Origin of the sequence: Aidingimonas halophila (genome assembly GCF_900106955.1) — a bacterium.
In the GTDB taxonomy this organism is placed as follows: domain Bacteria; phylum Pseudomonadota; class Gammaproteobacteria; order Pseudomonadales; family Halomonadaceae; genus Aidingimonas; species Aidingimonas halophila.
Map to the genome: position 1 here is coordinate 55,718 of NZ_FNNI01000002.1, position 15,811 is coordinate 71,528.

10 protein-coding genes and 1 tRNA gene are annotated in these 15,811 nt (G+C 55.2%); 3 read left to right on the forward strand and 8 right to left on the reverse strand.

Annotated elements, in window-relative coordinates; all coding sequences use genetic code 11:
* Nucleotides 1–245 precede the first annotated feature (245 nt).
* Entirely contained in the window at nucleotides 246–890 is a 645-nt protein-coding gene (locus BLW01_RS03625; protein WP_092568156.1) for a hypothetical protein, read from the forward strand.
* Nucleotides 850–1,995, forward strand: a complete 1,146-nt coding sequence (locus BLW01_RS03630) for an XRE family transcriptional regulator (protein WP_175529760.1) — start codon at nucleotides 850–852, stop codon at nucleotides 1,993–1,995. Before BLW01_RS03625 ends, BLW01_RS03630 begins: the two co-directional genes overlap by 41 nt.
* A gap of 66 nt (nucleotides 1,996–2,061) precedes the next feature.
* On the opposite strand, the gene BLW01_RS03635 is transcribed toward BLW01_RS03630, so the two are convergent.
* The 6 genes from BLW01_RS03635 to BLW01_RS03660 form a co-directional block, all read right to left on the reverse strand.
* A complete protein-coding gene (locus BLW01_RS03635; protein WP_092568158.1) occupies nucleotides 2,062–5,109 on the reverse strand; it encodes a type III restriction-modification system endonuclease in 3,048 nt (1,015 codons plus the stop codon).
* 204 nt (nucleotides 5,110–5,313) lie between these two features.
* Entirely contained in the window at nucleotides 5,314–7,218 is a 1,905-nt protein-coding gene (locus BLW01_RS03640) for a site-specific DNA-methyltransferase (protein WP_092568159.1), read from the reverse strand.
* 42 nt (nucleotides 7,219–7,260) lie between these two features.
* Nucleotides 7,261–7,593, reverse strand: a complete 333-nt coding sequence (locus tag BLW01_RS03645; RefSeq protein WP_092568160.1) for a hypothetical protein — start codon at nucleotides 7,591–7,593, stop codon at nucleotides 7,261–7,263.
* On the reverse strand, nucleotides 7,590–8,267 hold the full coding sequence (locus BLW01_RS03650; RefSeq protein WP_217635480.1) for a DUF4391 domain-containing protein: 678 nt from the start codon (nucleotides 8,265–8,267) through the stop codon (nucleotides 7,590–7,592). Before BLW01_RS03650 ends, BLW01_RS03645 begins: the two co-directional genes overlap by 4 nt.
* Nucleotides 8,264–11,629: a helicase-related protein gene (locus tag BLW01_RS03655; RefSeq protein ID WP_092568161.1), complete on the reverse strand. Its 3,366-nt coding sequence runs from the start codon at nucleotides 11,627–11,629 to the stop codon at nucleotides 8,264–8,266. The genes BLW01_RS03650 and BLW01_RS03655 overlap by 4 nt, the downstream gene beginning before the upstream one ends.
* Nucleotides 11,630–12,069: 440 nt before the next feature.
* Nucleotides 12,070–12,145 (reverse strand) — tRNA-Ile (locus BLW01_RS03660).
* Nucleotides 12,146–12,236: 91 nt separating this feature from the next.
* Between BLW01_RS03660 and BLW01_RS03665 the strand changes: the two genes are divergently transcribed.
* The gene (locus BLW01_RS03665; RefSeq protein WP_092568562.1) at nucleotides 12,237–12,815 is read left to right on the forward strand and encodes a hypothetical protein; all 579 of its coding nucleotides are present in this window, start codon (nucleotides 12,237–12,239) and stop codon (nucleotides 12,813–12,815) included.
* A 14-nt stretch (nucleotides 12,816–12,829) separates the two neighbouring features.
* Here the strand turns inward: BLW01_RS03665 and BLW01_RS03670 are convergent, their stop codons facing one another.
* The gene (locus BLW01_RS03670) at nucleotides 12,830–14,647 is read right to left on the reverse strand and encodes an ABC transporter ATP-binding protein (RefSeq protein WP_092568162.1); all 1,818 of its coding nucleotides are present in this window, start codon (nucleotides 14,645–14,647) and stop codon (nucleotides 12,830–12,832) included.
* A 132-nt stretch (nucleotides 14,648–14,779) separates the two neighbouring features.
* On the reverse strand, nucleotides 14,780–15,757 hold the full coding sequence (nrdF, locus tag BLW01_RS03675; protein ID WP_092568163.1) for a class 1b ribonucleoside-diphosphate reductase subunit beta: 978 nt from the start codon (nucleotides 15,755–15,757) through the stop codon (nucleotides 14,780–14,782).
* Nucleotides 15,758–15,811 lie beyond the last annotated feature (54 nt).

Sequence of the window (15,811 nt, forward strand, 5' to 3'; positions counted from 1 at the left end):
TGAAGAATAAACTAAGCTGGTTTATCCTCAAGCACAAAATCGCCATTAAAGGCCGCTTTCAGTACAGAAATCAAACCGAAAGCTGCACCAACACCCCTGATCGAGCCTAGAGGTAGCCCCACCACAACGATAGCAGGCGAAAGGTATTGGCGTAATTCTTTCTCAGAATTGACACTTGCTCACTTGACAAACCTAAGCATAGGAACAATCATGCACTTTACAAACTGACGAAATGGAATAGTGCCATGCAGCAAGCAGTCCATCCTTCTGAACTTGATCCGGAACTCACTGATGATCGCCTCAATGCTGTTGCGAGATTCATCCTAGATGTCTACTCAGAAGCAATTTCCAATACTCAGCATAAATACGATAATACCTATACCCAAGGCTCGAGAGGTTGGGCATGGGTGAGAGAGGCTATTCTAGAATATGAAAATTATTTCCCGTGGCTAAAAGTGGTCCATCGGGGTAATGATATTCAGTTCAAGATAGGAAGCACGTCAGTCTTTCGTTTCTTTTGCGATGACCCTGAAAGCCCACAAAAGAGATTTGTAATTTTGCCAACCGAGGCAGAAGCCTCAAACTTTACTTTACCACTATTCGAAGGAGCTGATTCTTACGAAGATCCGGATGGGCTCTGGCGGTTCATGATTAGAAAGTCACTTAATGAAGATGACGAACATGAACTTTATTGCGTCAAGTACAAGTCCGGATTGAAAGAAGCAATTGCTAAATGGCAATTTAATACGGCCGTAAAAACATTTGTTTCTTCAGACGCAGAAATTCCCTCTGCAACGAAGCTCCCCGAGCCTAGCCTTGAGCCCCGTCGAGAGCTTTTGGATGAAGACGATGTCAATGAAACTAAAAAGCCCAACGATGACTCAGTTTGAAGGAAGCCAGCTTCGTCTTGCTCGTCATTACTGGGGAAAGACCTTAAATGACATCGCGGAAGAAGTTGGTAAAACCAGGCAGTATATATCTCAAATTGAGAATGGAAAGGCTGGAAAAAACATTGGCGATGATACGGTAGGGTTACTTGCGAAGTGCTTGAAGGTGACTCCCGGGTTTTTTTATAGACAGACTCCGCCAGGTCCTTCAGAGGATCAAGCTCACTTCCGCCGTCTTGCTTCCACCAAGGTAAGTACACGCTTAAAAGTTTTGGCAAGAGGTACTATTTTTAGCCACCTTGCCAACTACATAGATAGGCATGTTTCTTTGCCTGATGTTGACTTTCCGGATCACTCTGGCGCAGTAACATTTGAAGAAATTGAGCGTGCTGCTGAACGAACCAGAAGTTATTGGGGCCTAGGCCTAGGCCCAATAGAAAATATGGTTCGTGTTGTTGAGCATGCTGGAGCATTGGTGACGTTCTTCAGAGATGCTTCGACGGAAGTCGATGCATTGTCTATCCCTGCATCAAGACCAATTATTGTTAGAAATGATGCTAAAGAGAGCCCCCTTAGGCAGCGCTTTGATATTGCACATGAGATGGCACACTTGATCTTGCATGAAGGGATAATTACAGGTGATAGAACAACCGAAACTGAAGCAAATCGATTTGCTTCCGCCTTCTTATTGCCAAGGTCCACTTTTTCTAAAGCTTTTCGCTCGAGGGGACAGCGCTTGGATTGGCAATGCATTGTTGATATAAAGATGCAATTTGGAACCTCTAAAGCAGCTGTTCTTTACAGGGCGAAAACTCTTGGGCTTATTAGCGAGAACACTTATAAAGGCGGCGTGATATATTTAAAAAATAGCGGACAAAGCAAGAAAGAAGACGAGGACTGCCTTATTGTAAGAGAGCAGGCTGAGCTTATAATAAAGTCTTTGAAGGTCATTCATGCCCATTTTGGGGTAAGCTTTTATGATCTGGCTGACGAAATCGGGGTGCACCCTGAACTTCTAAAAAATGTGATGCCTGATATTCCAGAAGACGAGCTCTCGCAGGCTTGGTATAAAAGATTTAAGAAACCCAGCCTCAGTGTCGTCCAGTAGCAGAAATATAAATTATTTTAATATAATGCAGGCTTCCAGTATGGAAGCCTGCATTATATTTTACATTCACCTAACAATATTCATCAGCTTGTCATAGGAATCTACGACATCATACTTCACCTTCGCCGTGGCGATAGTGTCGAAGAACTCCGTAGCACACTTGATCTTGGCCTGCTCGATCTCACGAAGCTCCAGTGATGACATGCTGCCTTTGGTCTCGGCCACGAAGTAGACATGCTTGACATCGTCCTCGTTGAAGGCGATGGCCCAGTCGGGGTTGTAGTTGCCCACCGGCGTAGGGATGAAGAAGCTTCTCGGCAGCTTCGCGTAGACCACCACCTCTTTCCCGGTATCGAGCTCTTCAACGAAGTCTCTCTCGATCTTGGAATCAGTCACCACGTAGTCGTAGACGTGACGGTTGGCTCTGTAGGCACCTTCCAACTGGTTCTCAGGCTTCTCGATGGTGAAGATTTCTTGGCTGTGCTGCTCATTGATGGGGTCGTAGCTGATGTGTTCGACCACCATGCTGGCCTTTTGCTCGTTGATCAGCCTGGCAGCCTGGGCCATGAAGTCCTCGGGGTTCATCTGGTACTGCTTGAAGGTCTTCGGCTGAATCTTGGAGAGAATTGCTGCAACGGTACGCCGTGTTAATTGTGTGCTTTCGGTTAGACGACCGATAAGGTCGTACTGAACCGCCGAATGCAGCGTTCCGTTATACTTAACTCGCTGGCTCTCTTTGACAGTGAAGGCCTGACCGCTAGTCAGGTCCTGGTAACTAGCCTCCGCCTTCTGGGTACCGCGCTGCACTTGGTACTCCAGACGTTTTACACTCAGCTTCAGATCAAGGTAGCCCACACATTTCTCGATCAACTCGTTGGAGTCGAAGCTGACGGAGTAGGCCGCCTTACGGTTGATGCGCTCCCAGAGCTCCTGAAACTCCTTCTTGTGGAAGTTCTCGTTGAGTGGGTTCAGCTTGGCCTTCCGACCGTCCCCGATGTGGGGCAACTGGGCGTTGCTGAAGACACTGTCGATCAGTTGGAAAATCTGCTGTGCATAGGGCTGCAGCGCCTCCGGCAGCTCAGCCAGGGTGCCATCCCGCTTGGCCTGGTGGTAGACCTCGGTGATGTGGTCAGCACTATCCGTATAGTCATTCTTGAGCAGGTATCGGTAGATCTCTTTGGCCATAGCGGGCGTAACCTCTACCTCGCCCTCATCCGACACGAGCAGCTTGCCAGTGAAGTAGGACTCATCGGCGACACGCGGGCGCTCGGAGAGGTCGTTGCTGATGTCGCGCTGCAAGGCAGTGACGAAGTCCTTGTAGCTCTCGCTGGCGACCACCGTCAGCTCATTGATGTCGTGCACCGTCATGGGGTCGTCCATGCGGTCACCCAACTGGTTGACCGCCAAGCGCAGACCGCGCCCCACCTCCTGACGCCGGGAGATGGTGTTGTCACTGTGCTTCAGCGTGCAGATAACGAACACGTTGGGGTTGTCCCAGCCCTCCCGCAGTGCGGAGTGGGAGAAGATGAAGCGCGTAGGTTCCTCGAAGGAGAGCAGGCGTTCCTTGTCCTTCAGGATCAAGTCGTAGGCATCGACATCGTCCGTCTCCGTTGCACGCGCCTTAGTCTTGGGGTCAACCAAGCGCTTGGACTTCTTATCAATGGAGAAGTAACCGTTGTGGGTATCCGAAGTGCTGATGCCCTTTAAGTAACGGTTGTACTCACTATCTTCCAGGGTCTGCACCTGATTGAGCTGACATTTATATTCCTCCTCGAACATCTGAGCATATTCACCCAAGACCTCACCGCTTTCATCGTACTGTCGGTACTTGGCCACCTCATCGATGAAGAACAGCGTGAGCACCTTGACGCCCTGAGAAAAAAGCTGCTGCTCCTTCTGGAAGTGCGCCTTTATAGCCTCACGGATCTGAATCCGCCTAAGCGCCTTCTCGGTGACGTCGACGGTTACCTCCCCGGCAGTGAGTTCGACGCCGTTGGTGAAGCTGAGTTGGTCGACCCGTGCGTCAATGTCCGAGGCGACGAACCCCTTGTACTGGTCCAGCCCACCCGACAGCTCATGGAGGTTGTCGCCTTTACTTAGCTTGCGGCGCTTGCGCTTCACACCACTGGCCGACTTTTCCTCGTACTCGACCCAGGCCACAGGGGGCTTGTCCTTGGCCGTCTCGATATTTTCCAGGTAGAGGTAGGCATCGGTCCCGGTGAGGCCCTTGGTGGTGACACCATGTACCGAGATCTTCTTCACCAGCTTCTGGTTGTAGGCGTCCAGGGCATCCAGGCGGTGAATCTTGTTGTAGGTCGTTTTGTGGGTCGCCGAGTAACGCACTATGAACAGCGGGTTAAACTCGTTTAATGAGCTGAGCGTCTTGCCCCCTTCCATCTTCTGCGGTTCATCTAGAAATAGGATGGGGCGGTTGGCCTTGATCACGTCGATGGGGCGCCGCGACTGAAAATCGTCCAGTTCATCGTAGATACGGCGGTTGTCGGCACTCCGAGAGTTGAAGGCCTGCACGTTGATGACCATTACGCTGATGCCAGCATCCGAGGAGAAGCTTTCCAGATTGTGCAACTGCTTCGAGTTGTAGACGAAGAAGCGCGCCTTCTCCCCGTAGCTCTCCAGGAAGTGGTCGGCAGTGATCTGAAGCGATTTGTACACTCCCTCGCGGATGGCGATGCTCGGCACCACCACGATGAACTTGCTCCAGCCATAGCGCTGCTTCAGCTCGAACATGCTCTTCAGGTAGACGTAGGTCTTGCCGGTGCCGGTCTCCATCTCTACGTCCAGGTTGTAGGGACAGCCGGTCTTGTCATCCTTCTTCAGACCGTCAGAGAGCGGCAAGTTCTGGCGGCGCTGTACGGTCCGGATATTGCTCAGCAGCTCAAGCTCCGTCAGCTCCAGTGCGGCGTTCTTGAAACCGGCGTCGTCGGGCTCTGGGGAGGCGTACATATCCCGCTGCATCGGCTTCATCAGGGACATATCCTCGCCCGGATCGATGCGGTAGCGGATACCGCTGCTAAAGGGCTGGCCAGCAAAGCAGTCCGCCAGCGCCTCGACTGCCCGCGTCTGGTATTCCTGAGTCTTGAACTTGAGCTTCATGGCCTTCCTTTCTGCACCGGCATCGGAGTCTGCAGAAGGACTCTCGATGCTTTAACTTTAAAATCAATAATTTAATAGACTGTTCGTTCAATCTCTTTCTACAGAATCGTCGTTCCTTTCTGCAGCATCACCACCAGCTCGTCCAGCTTGCTAACTAGATCGCTTAGCAATTGCTTCAGTCCTTGCTCTTTCATGCTCATGAACTTAGATCACTTTGACGTCGGTGTTGGGCGACTTCTGGGCAAAGATCTGCTCAACGTTGATCTTTACGCTGTCGCTGGCAAAACCGGCATCGCGGAACACTACGCGCAGTGGCTCGTACTCGGCGAGCTGCTTGACGAATGCCTCGTCGATTTCCAGATCGAAGCAGGCGGCCAGGGCCATATGCTTCTCGGCTCCGTCGACCAAGAAAACGGTTTTTCCATCAACCTCGTGGCGGGAAATGGGCAGGGAAAGGTCGACACCCCAGTCAACAAAAACTTGAAACAGAAGATCTGTAGGAGTGCGGCCTTCTTTGACATTCTCCACAGAGTCGAGCAACCCCTGTTGCGACAGGCTGTCAGGTCGGTAGTAAGTATCCTTCATATTGGTAGTACTTACCTTGAGAACGCGAAAGCCAATATCTTTTTTCCAACCAGGATGGCACTCGCCTTCGAGGCTTTTCTTTCCGGCGACTCTGATACGCTCTTTGGCAAGGTCAGCAATCGTCTCGAAGCCCTGGCTGTATGCAGCAGATGTTTCTTCTATTTCTTCAGGCAACTGAACCAGTATGAACCTACGATTCCCACCGTCTTTGGCATTGCATGCAAAAACTGCATGAGCGGTTGTCGCAGACCCGGCAAAAAAATCCATTACCAGCGCGTCTTCCGGTGCCCCTTGGGTAATAATAGCCTGGATCAATTCCACTGGCTTAGGGAACGAAAACAGCTTTTCGCCAAACAAATTCTTAAACTCTCTTGTAGCAAAGCTATTCATTGGCGAAACTATCGTACTTTGCCCTGCAGAGGAGCCAGGCCGCTCTATCCATGATGAAACTGGAATAGTAGGCTTCATGGCTTCCGAAGCAAACCGTTTCAGCATTGGCGTACCCTCTAGAGATTTCGGAAAAATCACTCTCCCTTCTGATATTTTTTTGGCCATAGTCTGACGGCTATAGGGCCAGTAACGCCCCTTCGGTGGCCAGAACTCATTCCCGGTCTCAGGATCACGGATGGAATAGTACGTGTCTCCGCCCGGCTTTCCCGCGCTGAGATTATCGGAGATCCAGGCACCTCTTGAGTCATTATCTGGGTTGGAATACTTCTCGAAGGTGCGCTCCACGCCTTTCAAGGAAGCGACAGCCTTGGTATAAACCAGAACGTATTCATGATCTTCACTCAAATTTGCAACGGCATCCATGGCACCACTGCGACGTTTCCAGACAAAGCAGCCGAGGAAATTCGACCCACCAAAGACTTCTTCACAAAGCTTTTGGAGATTGGCTCTTTCATTATCATCTATCGATATAAAGACGATCCCACTTTCTTTCAGCAACTGTCTGGCAACACGTAACCGCGAATACATCATGGTCAGCCAGTCGGAATGAAATCGCCCATTACTATTCAGGTTTGTTACAAGCCTGTTTCCTTCCGCATCCTTCTGGTTGGTCGCACTTAACTGAGAAGACACATCTGATGAAAAATCATCTTCATAGATCAAGTCTGACCCTGTATTATAAGGAGGATCAATGTAGATTACGTCTACTTTCTCCAAATATCCTTCTCGAACGAGCTTCATCGCTTCGAGATTGTCACCCTCGATAAAGAGATTTTTGGTTTCATAAAATGATACACTCTCCTTAGTGCATGGTCGAAGGGTTTTTTGAATAGCTGAATTTGAATCGACCAGTGCGGAACGTTTCCCAGGCCAGTCGAGGTGATAGCGCTCCTGAGTATCATCGGTATCAATCCCATGAAGCGCATGCTTTAATAGAGAAAAGTCTATACCGCGCTTTAGTCCCCCCTTGTCGTCCCTGACTTCAGTAATCGCTTCTGGCAATATCTTTTCGATAGCATCCACAAGTTTAAGAGAAGCATCTTTCGTTTCCATGTTGAGCTTTTCAATTGCCATATTAACTAACAGCCTATTTTAGTAGTTCACAAATAAACAACTTCAGTTTTCACCCAACCGGTAACCGGCGCGAACCAGCGACCAGAAAAAGTCGCTATTATTGATTCTATAAGCCCAACGAGACCGATAAGGACGATCTCCCTGCTCCACATGCACGTCGGTCGAGGCAAACTCATCTAAAAGCTCAGCCTCTCCATTAAAGTACACGCGCACTTCACGCCCCCACTTTTTATCCTGGTATTGATAACCAGTGCCAAGTACGGGCATTGTGCCCGTGATATTTAAATATTCAGCTTCAAATAGTTGAGCCTTTTTCTGAGGTACTTCAACCTCAAGAAAAACATCAGTAGCTTGACCAAAGAACCCTATATTCATTTAATCACTCCTTCCATTAATTTTATTTGCTTATCAACTAGGCGAAGCTTGGCGTTAATTTCGACCTTACGGTTGAACTGTTTTTCGTTACGTAGCCGCTTCTCAAGCTTGACTGCGTCCTTCTTGAGAACATTTATGGCCCTCAAGCGCTCCAGCTGTTCTGGCAGGCCTTCACCCTGACGCGCCGGCACTGGAAGGAGGCCGCGCAGCAGCTGCTGGTAGAGCTGCTTCAGGTCGATGGCCGTGGGCAGCGGCTGCCGGGGTGTTTCGGCTGGCAGCCAGTCGCTACTGGCGTAGTAGTCATCAAGAACCCATTTGCTGGGATCAGCCTGGCTGGGCCGCTTGTAAGCGGCAGTGACTCGGATGCCTCGGTCACCATGTAGCTCGAACAGGATCGGAAAGGGAATGGCGCGGTCGATGGCCCGCAGCACGTCTCGGTGCAGGTCCTCGCCTTTGAGCGTGATCACGAAGACCTGAAGTTCCGGCACCTCGAAGGTACCTGGCAGGTTGATCGTATTATGGGCCAGCTTGGCATACCAAGCGACCTGGGCGACGTCATCCCGCAGGCGCTCCCTGAGCTTGGCGGTGGCCCTCACATGCGCCAGGATGCGCTGCTTGGCCACCACACGACCGAGCAGCGTCTTGGCGGGGTACTGATAGAACGGCGTCATCATGGTTCTTTATTCCCTTTCCCTGCTGGCCGCATGACGCTCCGTGCCCGCCCTGTGGCTGAGCCCGCCTCACGAATGACGATGAAGGTAATCAGCTCAAAGTCATCGAGCCCTTCAATGGTATCGACCAACGCCGTAGTCTCGCCACCGCTGAACAGGCTGTCGATGTCCTTGTCCCCCTTCAACTCGATCATCGAACGGATGGCTTCATCCAGTAGCGCCGAATAGGCGTGCATATCCCGGCCGTCGTGAGTTTCCTCGTTGAAGGATCGATAGACGGCTTCGACGGGGTCGCTCAGCCCTTTGCACGCGGTACGTGCCAGGTCCAGCAGGCGCTTGACCTCGGTGTAGTCGCTGATCACCTCGCCAGTGTGACTGATGTAGACCAGGTAGAAGGGATGTAGGCGGTTCTGCTCCTGCAGAGTACTCCCTTGATGGCCTACCCGCTGATTGAGGTTACGCAAAGTGAAGATGACCCCAGGCTGCAGGCCCTTCTCGGGACAGGCCGGCACGACGGTATGCAGCCCGTTGGGAATTCGACTCAGGTCACCGTTTTCTTTCATGTAACCCAGCAGGTCCATGCGGAACTCATTCAGGCCTAGGTCGGTGATCGACACGCCGGACTTGAGGTCTTCCATCTCCACCACTTCGTCCTGCATCCGCCTCAATTGCTCTCGCCGGTAAGCGACATCGTTGGACTGAGCGTTGAGCACGTTGTCGTCGCCAGTGGCAGTAACGTCGGCGATCACCATGCGGTTCTCGACGCGCTCCTTAAGGTTGATGTACTCGTCCAGGCTGATGTCCGGCCAGTAGTTGACCAACTGGATGCTGGCGTTGGGCGAGCCGATGCGGTCGATGCGCCCGAAGCGCTGGATGATACGCACCGGGTTCCAGTGGATATCGTAGTTGATCAGGTAGTCACAGTCCTGCAGGTTCTGGCCTTCCGAGATGCAGTCGGTACCGATCAGAATATCCAGTTCGCGGGGCTCACCGGAGTACACCACGTTCTTGCTCTTGGCCTGTGGGGCGAACAGCGTCAGCAGGCCCTGGAAGTCGTAGTGCTGGCGACTGTTGGGCATAGCCCCAAGGGTCGACTTCGGGGCATCGCTGCCGGTCACCAGACCAGTGTGAACGCCTTGGCTCTCCAGCAGGCCAGGCGCCAGGTTATCGTAGAGGTACTTAGCGGTGTCTGCGAAGGCGGTGAAGATCATCACCTTGCGGTTGCCAGGGTTGATCGGCGAGGCCAGCTTGCTGGCGATCTGCGTTTTCAGGTGCTGCAGTTTGGCATCGTCAGCCGGGGTAATCTTGGCCATTTCCTCCAACAGCAGTTCGATCCACACCAGGTCGGTGTTCAGGTCGTGCTCCCAAGACTGCAGGTCCATGTCTTCCAGGCTGATCTGGACCTTCTTGCCCACCGTGGTATCGCCCGGCATGGGAATGCTGTCGTCGTCGGGGTCGGCGTCTTCGAAGGACGCGGCAATATCCGCAAAGCTCTCCGCACGGCCGGTCCGCTTGAAGGCGTCAATCTTAGCCAGGATGGTCTGGTAGCTATCCTGCAGCCCCTCCAGAGTCAGGCGAAACGCCGCCACCGAGCTTTCCAGGCGCTTGAGCAGATTGGTGGTCATCAGTGCTTGAAGACTCTTTTCACGATCCACCTGCTTGAAGCTCCCACCCCCGCTGGACACTTCAGTGTCGTACATCTCCTCGTACTTCTTGAGGCGGCTGGGCAAGATGTAACTGATCGGGGCATAGACCGAGAGCTTGAGCTGGGAGAGCTGCCTGAAAATCTCATTGAAGCCGATCACGCCGGACCGGTGGGTCAGCGGGCAGTGAAACGCGAGCGGCTTGAGACGCTCCGGGAAACTGCCAATCTCGTTGGTGTCGTAGAAGGTTTCGATATGCCGGCGTGATCGGGCAATGGTGACGCTGTCCAATAGCTCGAAGAACTCAAAGTCCAGGGCCTGGAGAATGGCTCCCGTGGTGCGCTTGCCCGGCGGGAGCGCCGACCACTCATTAAAGGTGGCCTGGGCGCGTCGGAAGATGCCCTCGATGTCCTTGGCACCGCTGAGATGGCGAGTCAGGTTCTCGGCTTCGCCCTCGTAGGCCAACGCCAGCTGGTTCTTCAGGTCGGTGAAGCGGTTGTTGACCGGCGTGGCCGAGAGCATTAGTACCTTGGTCTTCACACCGGCACGGATCACCTGATTCATCAACTTCTGGTAGCGGGTCTCGCGATCCTTGTAGACGTCGTTGTTGCGAAAATTGTGCGACTCGTCGATCACCACCAGGTCGTAGTTGCCCCAGTTGACCCGGTCCAGCGGCATGCCGAAGGATTCACCACGGGTGCGCTGCAGGTCAGTATGACAGAGCACATCGTAGTTAAGGCGGTCTTGGGCCAGCACGTTGGTGGTCAGGTTACGGTTGTAGGTCAGCCAATTGTCGGCGAGCTTCTTGGGACACAGCACCAACACGGATCGGTTGCGCAACTCGTAGTACTTGATGACCGCCAAGGCGGTGAAGGTCTTCCCGAGCCCAACGCTGTCGGCCAGGATGCAGCCGTTGTAGGTCTCCAGCTTGTTGATCACGCCGGTGGCCGCATCTCGCTGGAAGTTGAACAGCTGGTGCCAGATGACGCTGTCCTGGTAGCCGGTGCGGTCGTTGGGCAGCACGTCCTCGCTGATGTCTTCCAGGAACTCGTGGAAGATGTGATAGAGCATCAGAAAGTAGATGCGCTCCGGCGGGTTCTCCCGGTAGACCGAGGCGATATGCTCGCGCAGCCGTTCGGTGACGTCCTCGAGCTTCTCCTCGTCCTGCCACAGCTGGTCGAAGAGGGCCATGAACTGAGAGGTGTGGGTTGGCTCACTGAAGCGGGTGACGAAGTTGGAGACTGCGTTACCGTGCTGGTAGCCCAGATCCACAGCAGTGAATCCCTGCAGCGGCATGTAGACCGTATCGCCGCCTGGGGCCTCAACGCCGGCAAAGGGCTGCATGGCGGCCTGTCCACGGTTGGAGCGGAACCGGGCCTTGCGGCGCATCCAGTCGGCGCACTCACGAGCAATGGCCCGCTGGGTCAGCTTGTTCTTGAGCTGGATCTCGAACTCGCTGCCGTGGACACTGCGCTCGCGCTCCGCCTTGGGGATGTGGAACTCACGGTGCTCCTTGCGGAACTTGTCGCTGGCCTGGTCAGGCACGAAGGTGGGTGAGGTGAAGATGAACTCGACCGAGTCCAGCGCCTCCAGCTCATCCTTGAGCGCCTCATAGGCGTAGATCGAGAAGCAGGAGGCCGCGATCTTGAGACGGCCACCTGGCCGCAGGGTATCCTTCAGGTCGTCGCCGAGCAGCCGGCTGACGTTGTCGATGATCTCCATGCCTTCCCCCGCGATGACCGGCCAAGCAGTGACTTTGGCGTAGTTCTAATAATTTACCGTAGGTTACGGTATCTGTTGAGGAGACGGCAATCTGAGCTGAATTCAACTTCCTAACGGTTTTATCAGCCAGTACGGTGAGCAGTTCTATTCATTATCCCTGCGCCCCACAGGCTGCATTGGAAGCGAAAAATATAAGAACCCCCGCGTAAGCTCAGTAAGAGCCAAGAGGCGGGGGCCGTGTGGTGTCAGATAATAGATCAAGCGCTCAAGCATCTACTGTGACCAACGTTAATAAAGGTGGTTCACTTTCTTACGTTCCAAGTTTTCCACTCAGTACCAGCTATTACTTTCCGATACACAACATAGCCAGCCTCTACCTTGCCCGCTATTTGCACAATCGTCGGGGAGCGTAACGTGACCCGGAGGGTCATAGGAGGGAATGGTGGGCCCAGCTGGACTCGAACCAGCGACCAAGGGATTATGAGTCCCCTGCTCTAACCACTGAGCTATAGGCCCTTACGCAACGCGGGCGTATGATAGCGAATGCTGGCGTTCGAGGCCAGCCATACCTGGATGTCGATGAACGAGGAGCGATGCCGTGTCGATCATGAAACGCTATGGATTGAGTGTGGCGCTTTTGTTGAGTGCGGGCGTGGCGCAAGCCGACTGGCAACTGGACCCCGAGCGCTCGCGGATCGATGCAACGGTCATCGAGTTGGCGTCCGAGGGGCCGATTCCGCATCAGCACTCGGTGCGGGAGTTGGATGGTTCGATCGATGAACAAGGGCGCCTGCGTTTGCCGTTACGGCTCAACCAGACCGATGTGCTCGAACAGCTCGGTGAGTTGCCGCCCTGGCTCGATACCCTGACGGATCGCACGCTGGTCACGCTCTCGACCGAACTGCCGCCGGAACGCCTGAACGACCTGGCGGTCGGTGACTCGTTCACCGAAACCCTGTTGTTCCGTGCCGATACGTCCAGTACCGCTCAGGAGGAGCCGCTGCGGCTGCGTTTCACGCGCGAGAGTGACGACAGGATTCATATCACCAATGCCGAGCGCATCGTGCTGAACGGCAGCGACGTAATGAAGGATGAAACGGGGCGGACGATCGTCAACCTGCTCGGTTACGAGCGCATCGGCGATGAGATACCGGTGGAGCTCAATGCCACCCTGGTCGATCGCTAGACGTCACCGATGCGCTAGGCGAGCGGCACGTCCTTGGCACGCGCCGACCCCGTCTGCACTCGCCACTGGGCCGCATAGTAGCCGTCGAGCGCCAGCAGTGTACGATGCGAGCCTCGTTCGACCACCTGACCCCGATGCACCACCGCTATCTCGTCGGCATGCACGATGGTGGAAAGCCGATGCGCGACCATGATCACCGTGCGGCCGTGGGCGATACGCTTCAGCGAACGCTGAATGGCCGCCTCGGTCTCGTTGTCCACCGCGCTGGTGGCTTCATCCAGAATCAGGATCGGTGAATCCTTGAGCAGCGCCCGGGCCAGCGACAGACGCTGGCGCTGGCCACCGGAGAGGCGGATGCCACGCTCGCCCACCGGTGTATCGAGTCCTTGCGGCAGTACCTCGATGAACTCCCAGGCTTCGGCGATGCGCGCCGCCTCGATGACCTCCGCCTCGCTGGCCTCGGGTCTGCCGTAGGCGATGTTGTCGCGTATCGAGCCCTCGAACAGGTACACATCCTGGCTGACCAGGCCGATGGCACGGCGCAGCGATGCCAGGCTGACGCTCTGGACCGGCTGGCCGTCGACGCACACCTCACCTTGCTGAGGATCGTAGAAACGCAGCAGCAGCTTGATCAGCGTCGATTTGCCGGAACCGGTGGCTCCGACCAGCGCCAGGGTGGTACCCGCCGGCACCTCGAGGCTGACTGCCTCGACCCCCGCCCCGCTGCTGGCATAGTGGAAGCTGACCGCATCGAAGCTAACCGCCCCGCGCACCGGCTGGGCAAGCTCGCGGGCGCTGTTGTCCTGCACCAGAATCGGCACCTGCAGCAGATCGAGAATGCGCCGGGTACTGGCCATGGCCCGCTCGAACAGGTCGATCACCTCGGCCAGGTTGGTCAGCGGCCACAGCAGACGCTGGGTGAGGAACACCAGCACGCCATAGGCGCCGACGTTGAGATCACCGCGCAGCGCCAGCATGCCGCCGACGGTGAAGGTGGCCAGAAAGCCGGCCAGGATCGCCATGCGAATCACCGGGATGAAGGCCGAACTCACCCGAATCGCACGACGATTGGCTTCAACGTAGGCCTCGCTTGCCACACGCAGACGATCGGCTTCGCGGGCCTCGCTGGTGAAGCTCTTGATCGTGGCGATACCGGCGAGATTGTTGGAAAGCCGGCTGGAAAGATCGCCGACCTTCTCCCGCACATCGCTGTAGAGCGGCCCGGCCTTGCGCTGAAAGTAGAACGCGCCCCAGATGATCAGCGGAATCGGCGTGAAGGCCAGCAGGGCGATCAGCGGAGAAATGACGAAGAACACCGCACCCACCGCCACCACGGTGACACCGACCTGCACCAGCGCATTGGCCCCGCCGTCGAGAAACCGCTCGAGCTGGTTCACGTCGTCGTTCATGGTCGCCACCAGTTGCCCCGAACTCTTCGCCTCGAAGAACGCCATGTCCAACCGCTGGGCGTGCTCGTAGGTGTCCTGACGCAGGTCGGCCTGCAGGCGCTGGGCGAGATTGCGCCACAGGATCTGGTAGAGATATTCGAAGATCGACTCGCCGGCCCAGATGAAGAAGGTGAGCACGGCCAGGATCATGATCTGCTCCTGGGGCGTGGTGAAACCGAGCCGGGCGACGAAGCTGCGCTCCTGGTTGACGACCACATCGATGGCCACCCCGATCAGGATCTCGGGAGCGATATCGAATAGCTTGTTGATGATCGAACAACTGGCCGCGGCGATGATATGGCGCCGGTAGCCCCGGGCATAACGCAGCAGGCGTATCAGGGCATGGAAACTGCTGGTTCGGCGGGAAGGCTGGGCAAGACTCACGGCGTTCCTCTCGGCGCGTTTGCTGGGGCGAACAGCATACTACGACTCATGCCGGGAGCTGGAGCGCACCGACGAGCCATGGCGAGGCGTCAAGCGACCCATTCGGGCCGCTTGAGGTGTGACCTGTCCGTCTCAGAACGCCCAGTCTTCGTCCTCGGTGGCGACGGCCTTGCCGATCACGTAGGACGAGCCGGAACCCGAGAAGAAGTCGTGGTTCTCGTCGGCACTGGGAGAGAGCGCGGCAAGAATGGTCGGGTCGACATCGGTCACGCTGTTCGGGAACAGCGCCTCGAAGCCGAGGTTCATCAGCGCCTTGTTGGCGTTGTAGTGCAGGAACTTCTTGACGTCTTCGGTGAGCCCGACACCGTCGTACAGTGACTCGGTGTACTTCACCTCGTTGTCGTAGAGCTCGTGCAGCAGCTCGTAGGCGTACATCTTGACCTCTTCCTGATGCGCCGGCGACGTTTCGGCCAGTGCTTGCTGGAACTTGTAGCCGATGTAGTAGCCGTGCACCGCTTCGTCCCGAATGATCAGACGAATCAGGTCGGCGGTGTTGGTCAGCTTGGCGTGGCTGGACCAGTACATCGGCAGATAGAAGCCGGAGTAGAACAGGAAGGATTCCAGGAACACGCTGGCGACCTTGCGCATCAGCGGATCCTCGGCACGGTAGCGGTCGAGAATCAGATCGGCCTTGGCCTGGAGCATCGGGTTCTCTTCGCTCCAGCGGAAGGCATCATCGACATCGCGCGTGGTACACAGTGTCGAGAAGATCGAGCTGTAGGAACGCGCGTGCACGGATTCCATGAACGCGATGTTGGTATAGACCGCTTCCTCGTGTGGCGTTACGGCGTCTTCGATCAGCACCGGTGCGCCGACACTGCCCTGAATGGTGTCGAGCAGCGTCAAGCCGGTGAAGACACGGATGGTCAGCTGCTGTTCCTGCTCGGTGAGCGTGTTCCACGAAGGAATGTCGTTGGACAGCGGCACTTTCTCCGGCAGCCAGAAGTTACTGGTCAGCCGGTTCCATACCTCCAGGTCCTTGTCGTCCTGCAGGCGATTCCAGTTGATCGCATTAATGCGACTGAGGCGTTTGGCAGCTGTAGCAGTCATATCGTGTGTCTCGTCGCGTTGGCGCCAAGGGGCGAAGACGCCCCCGGCGCGGCA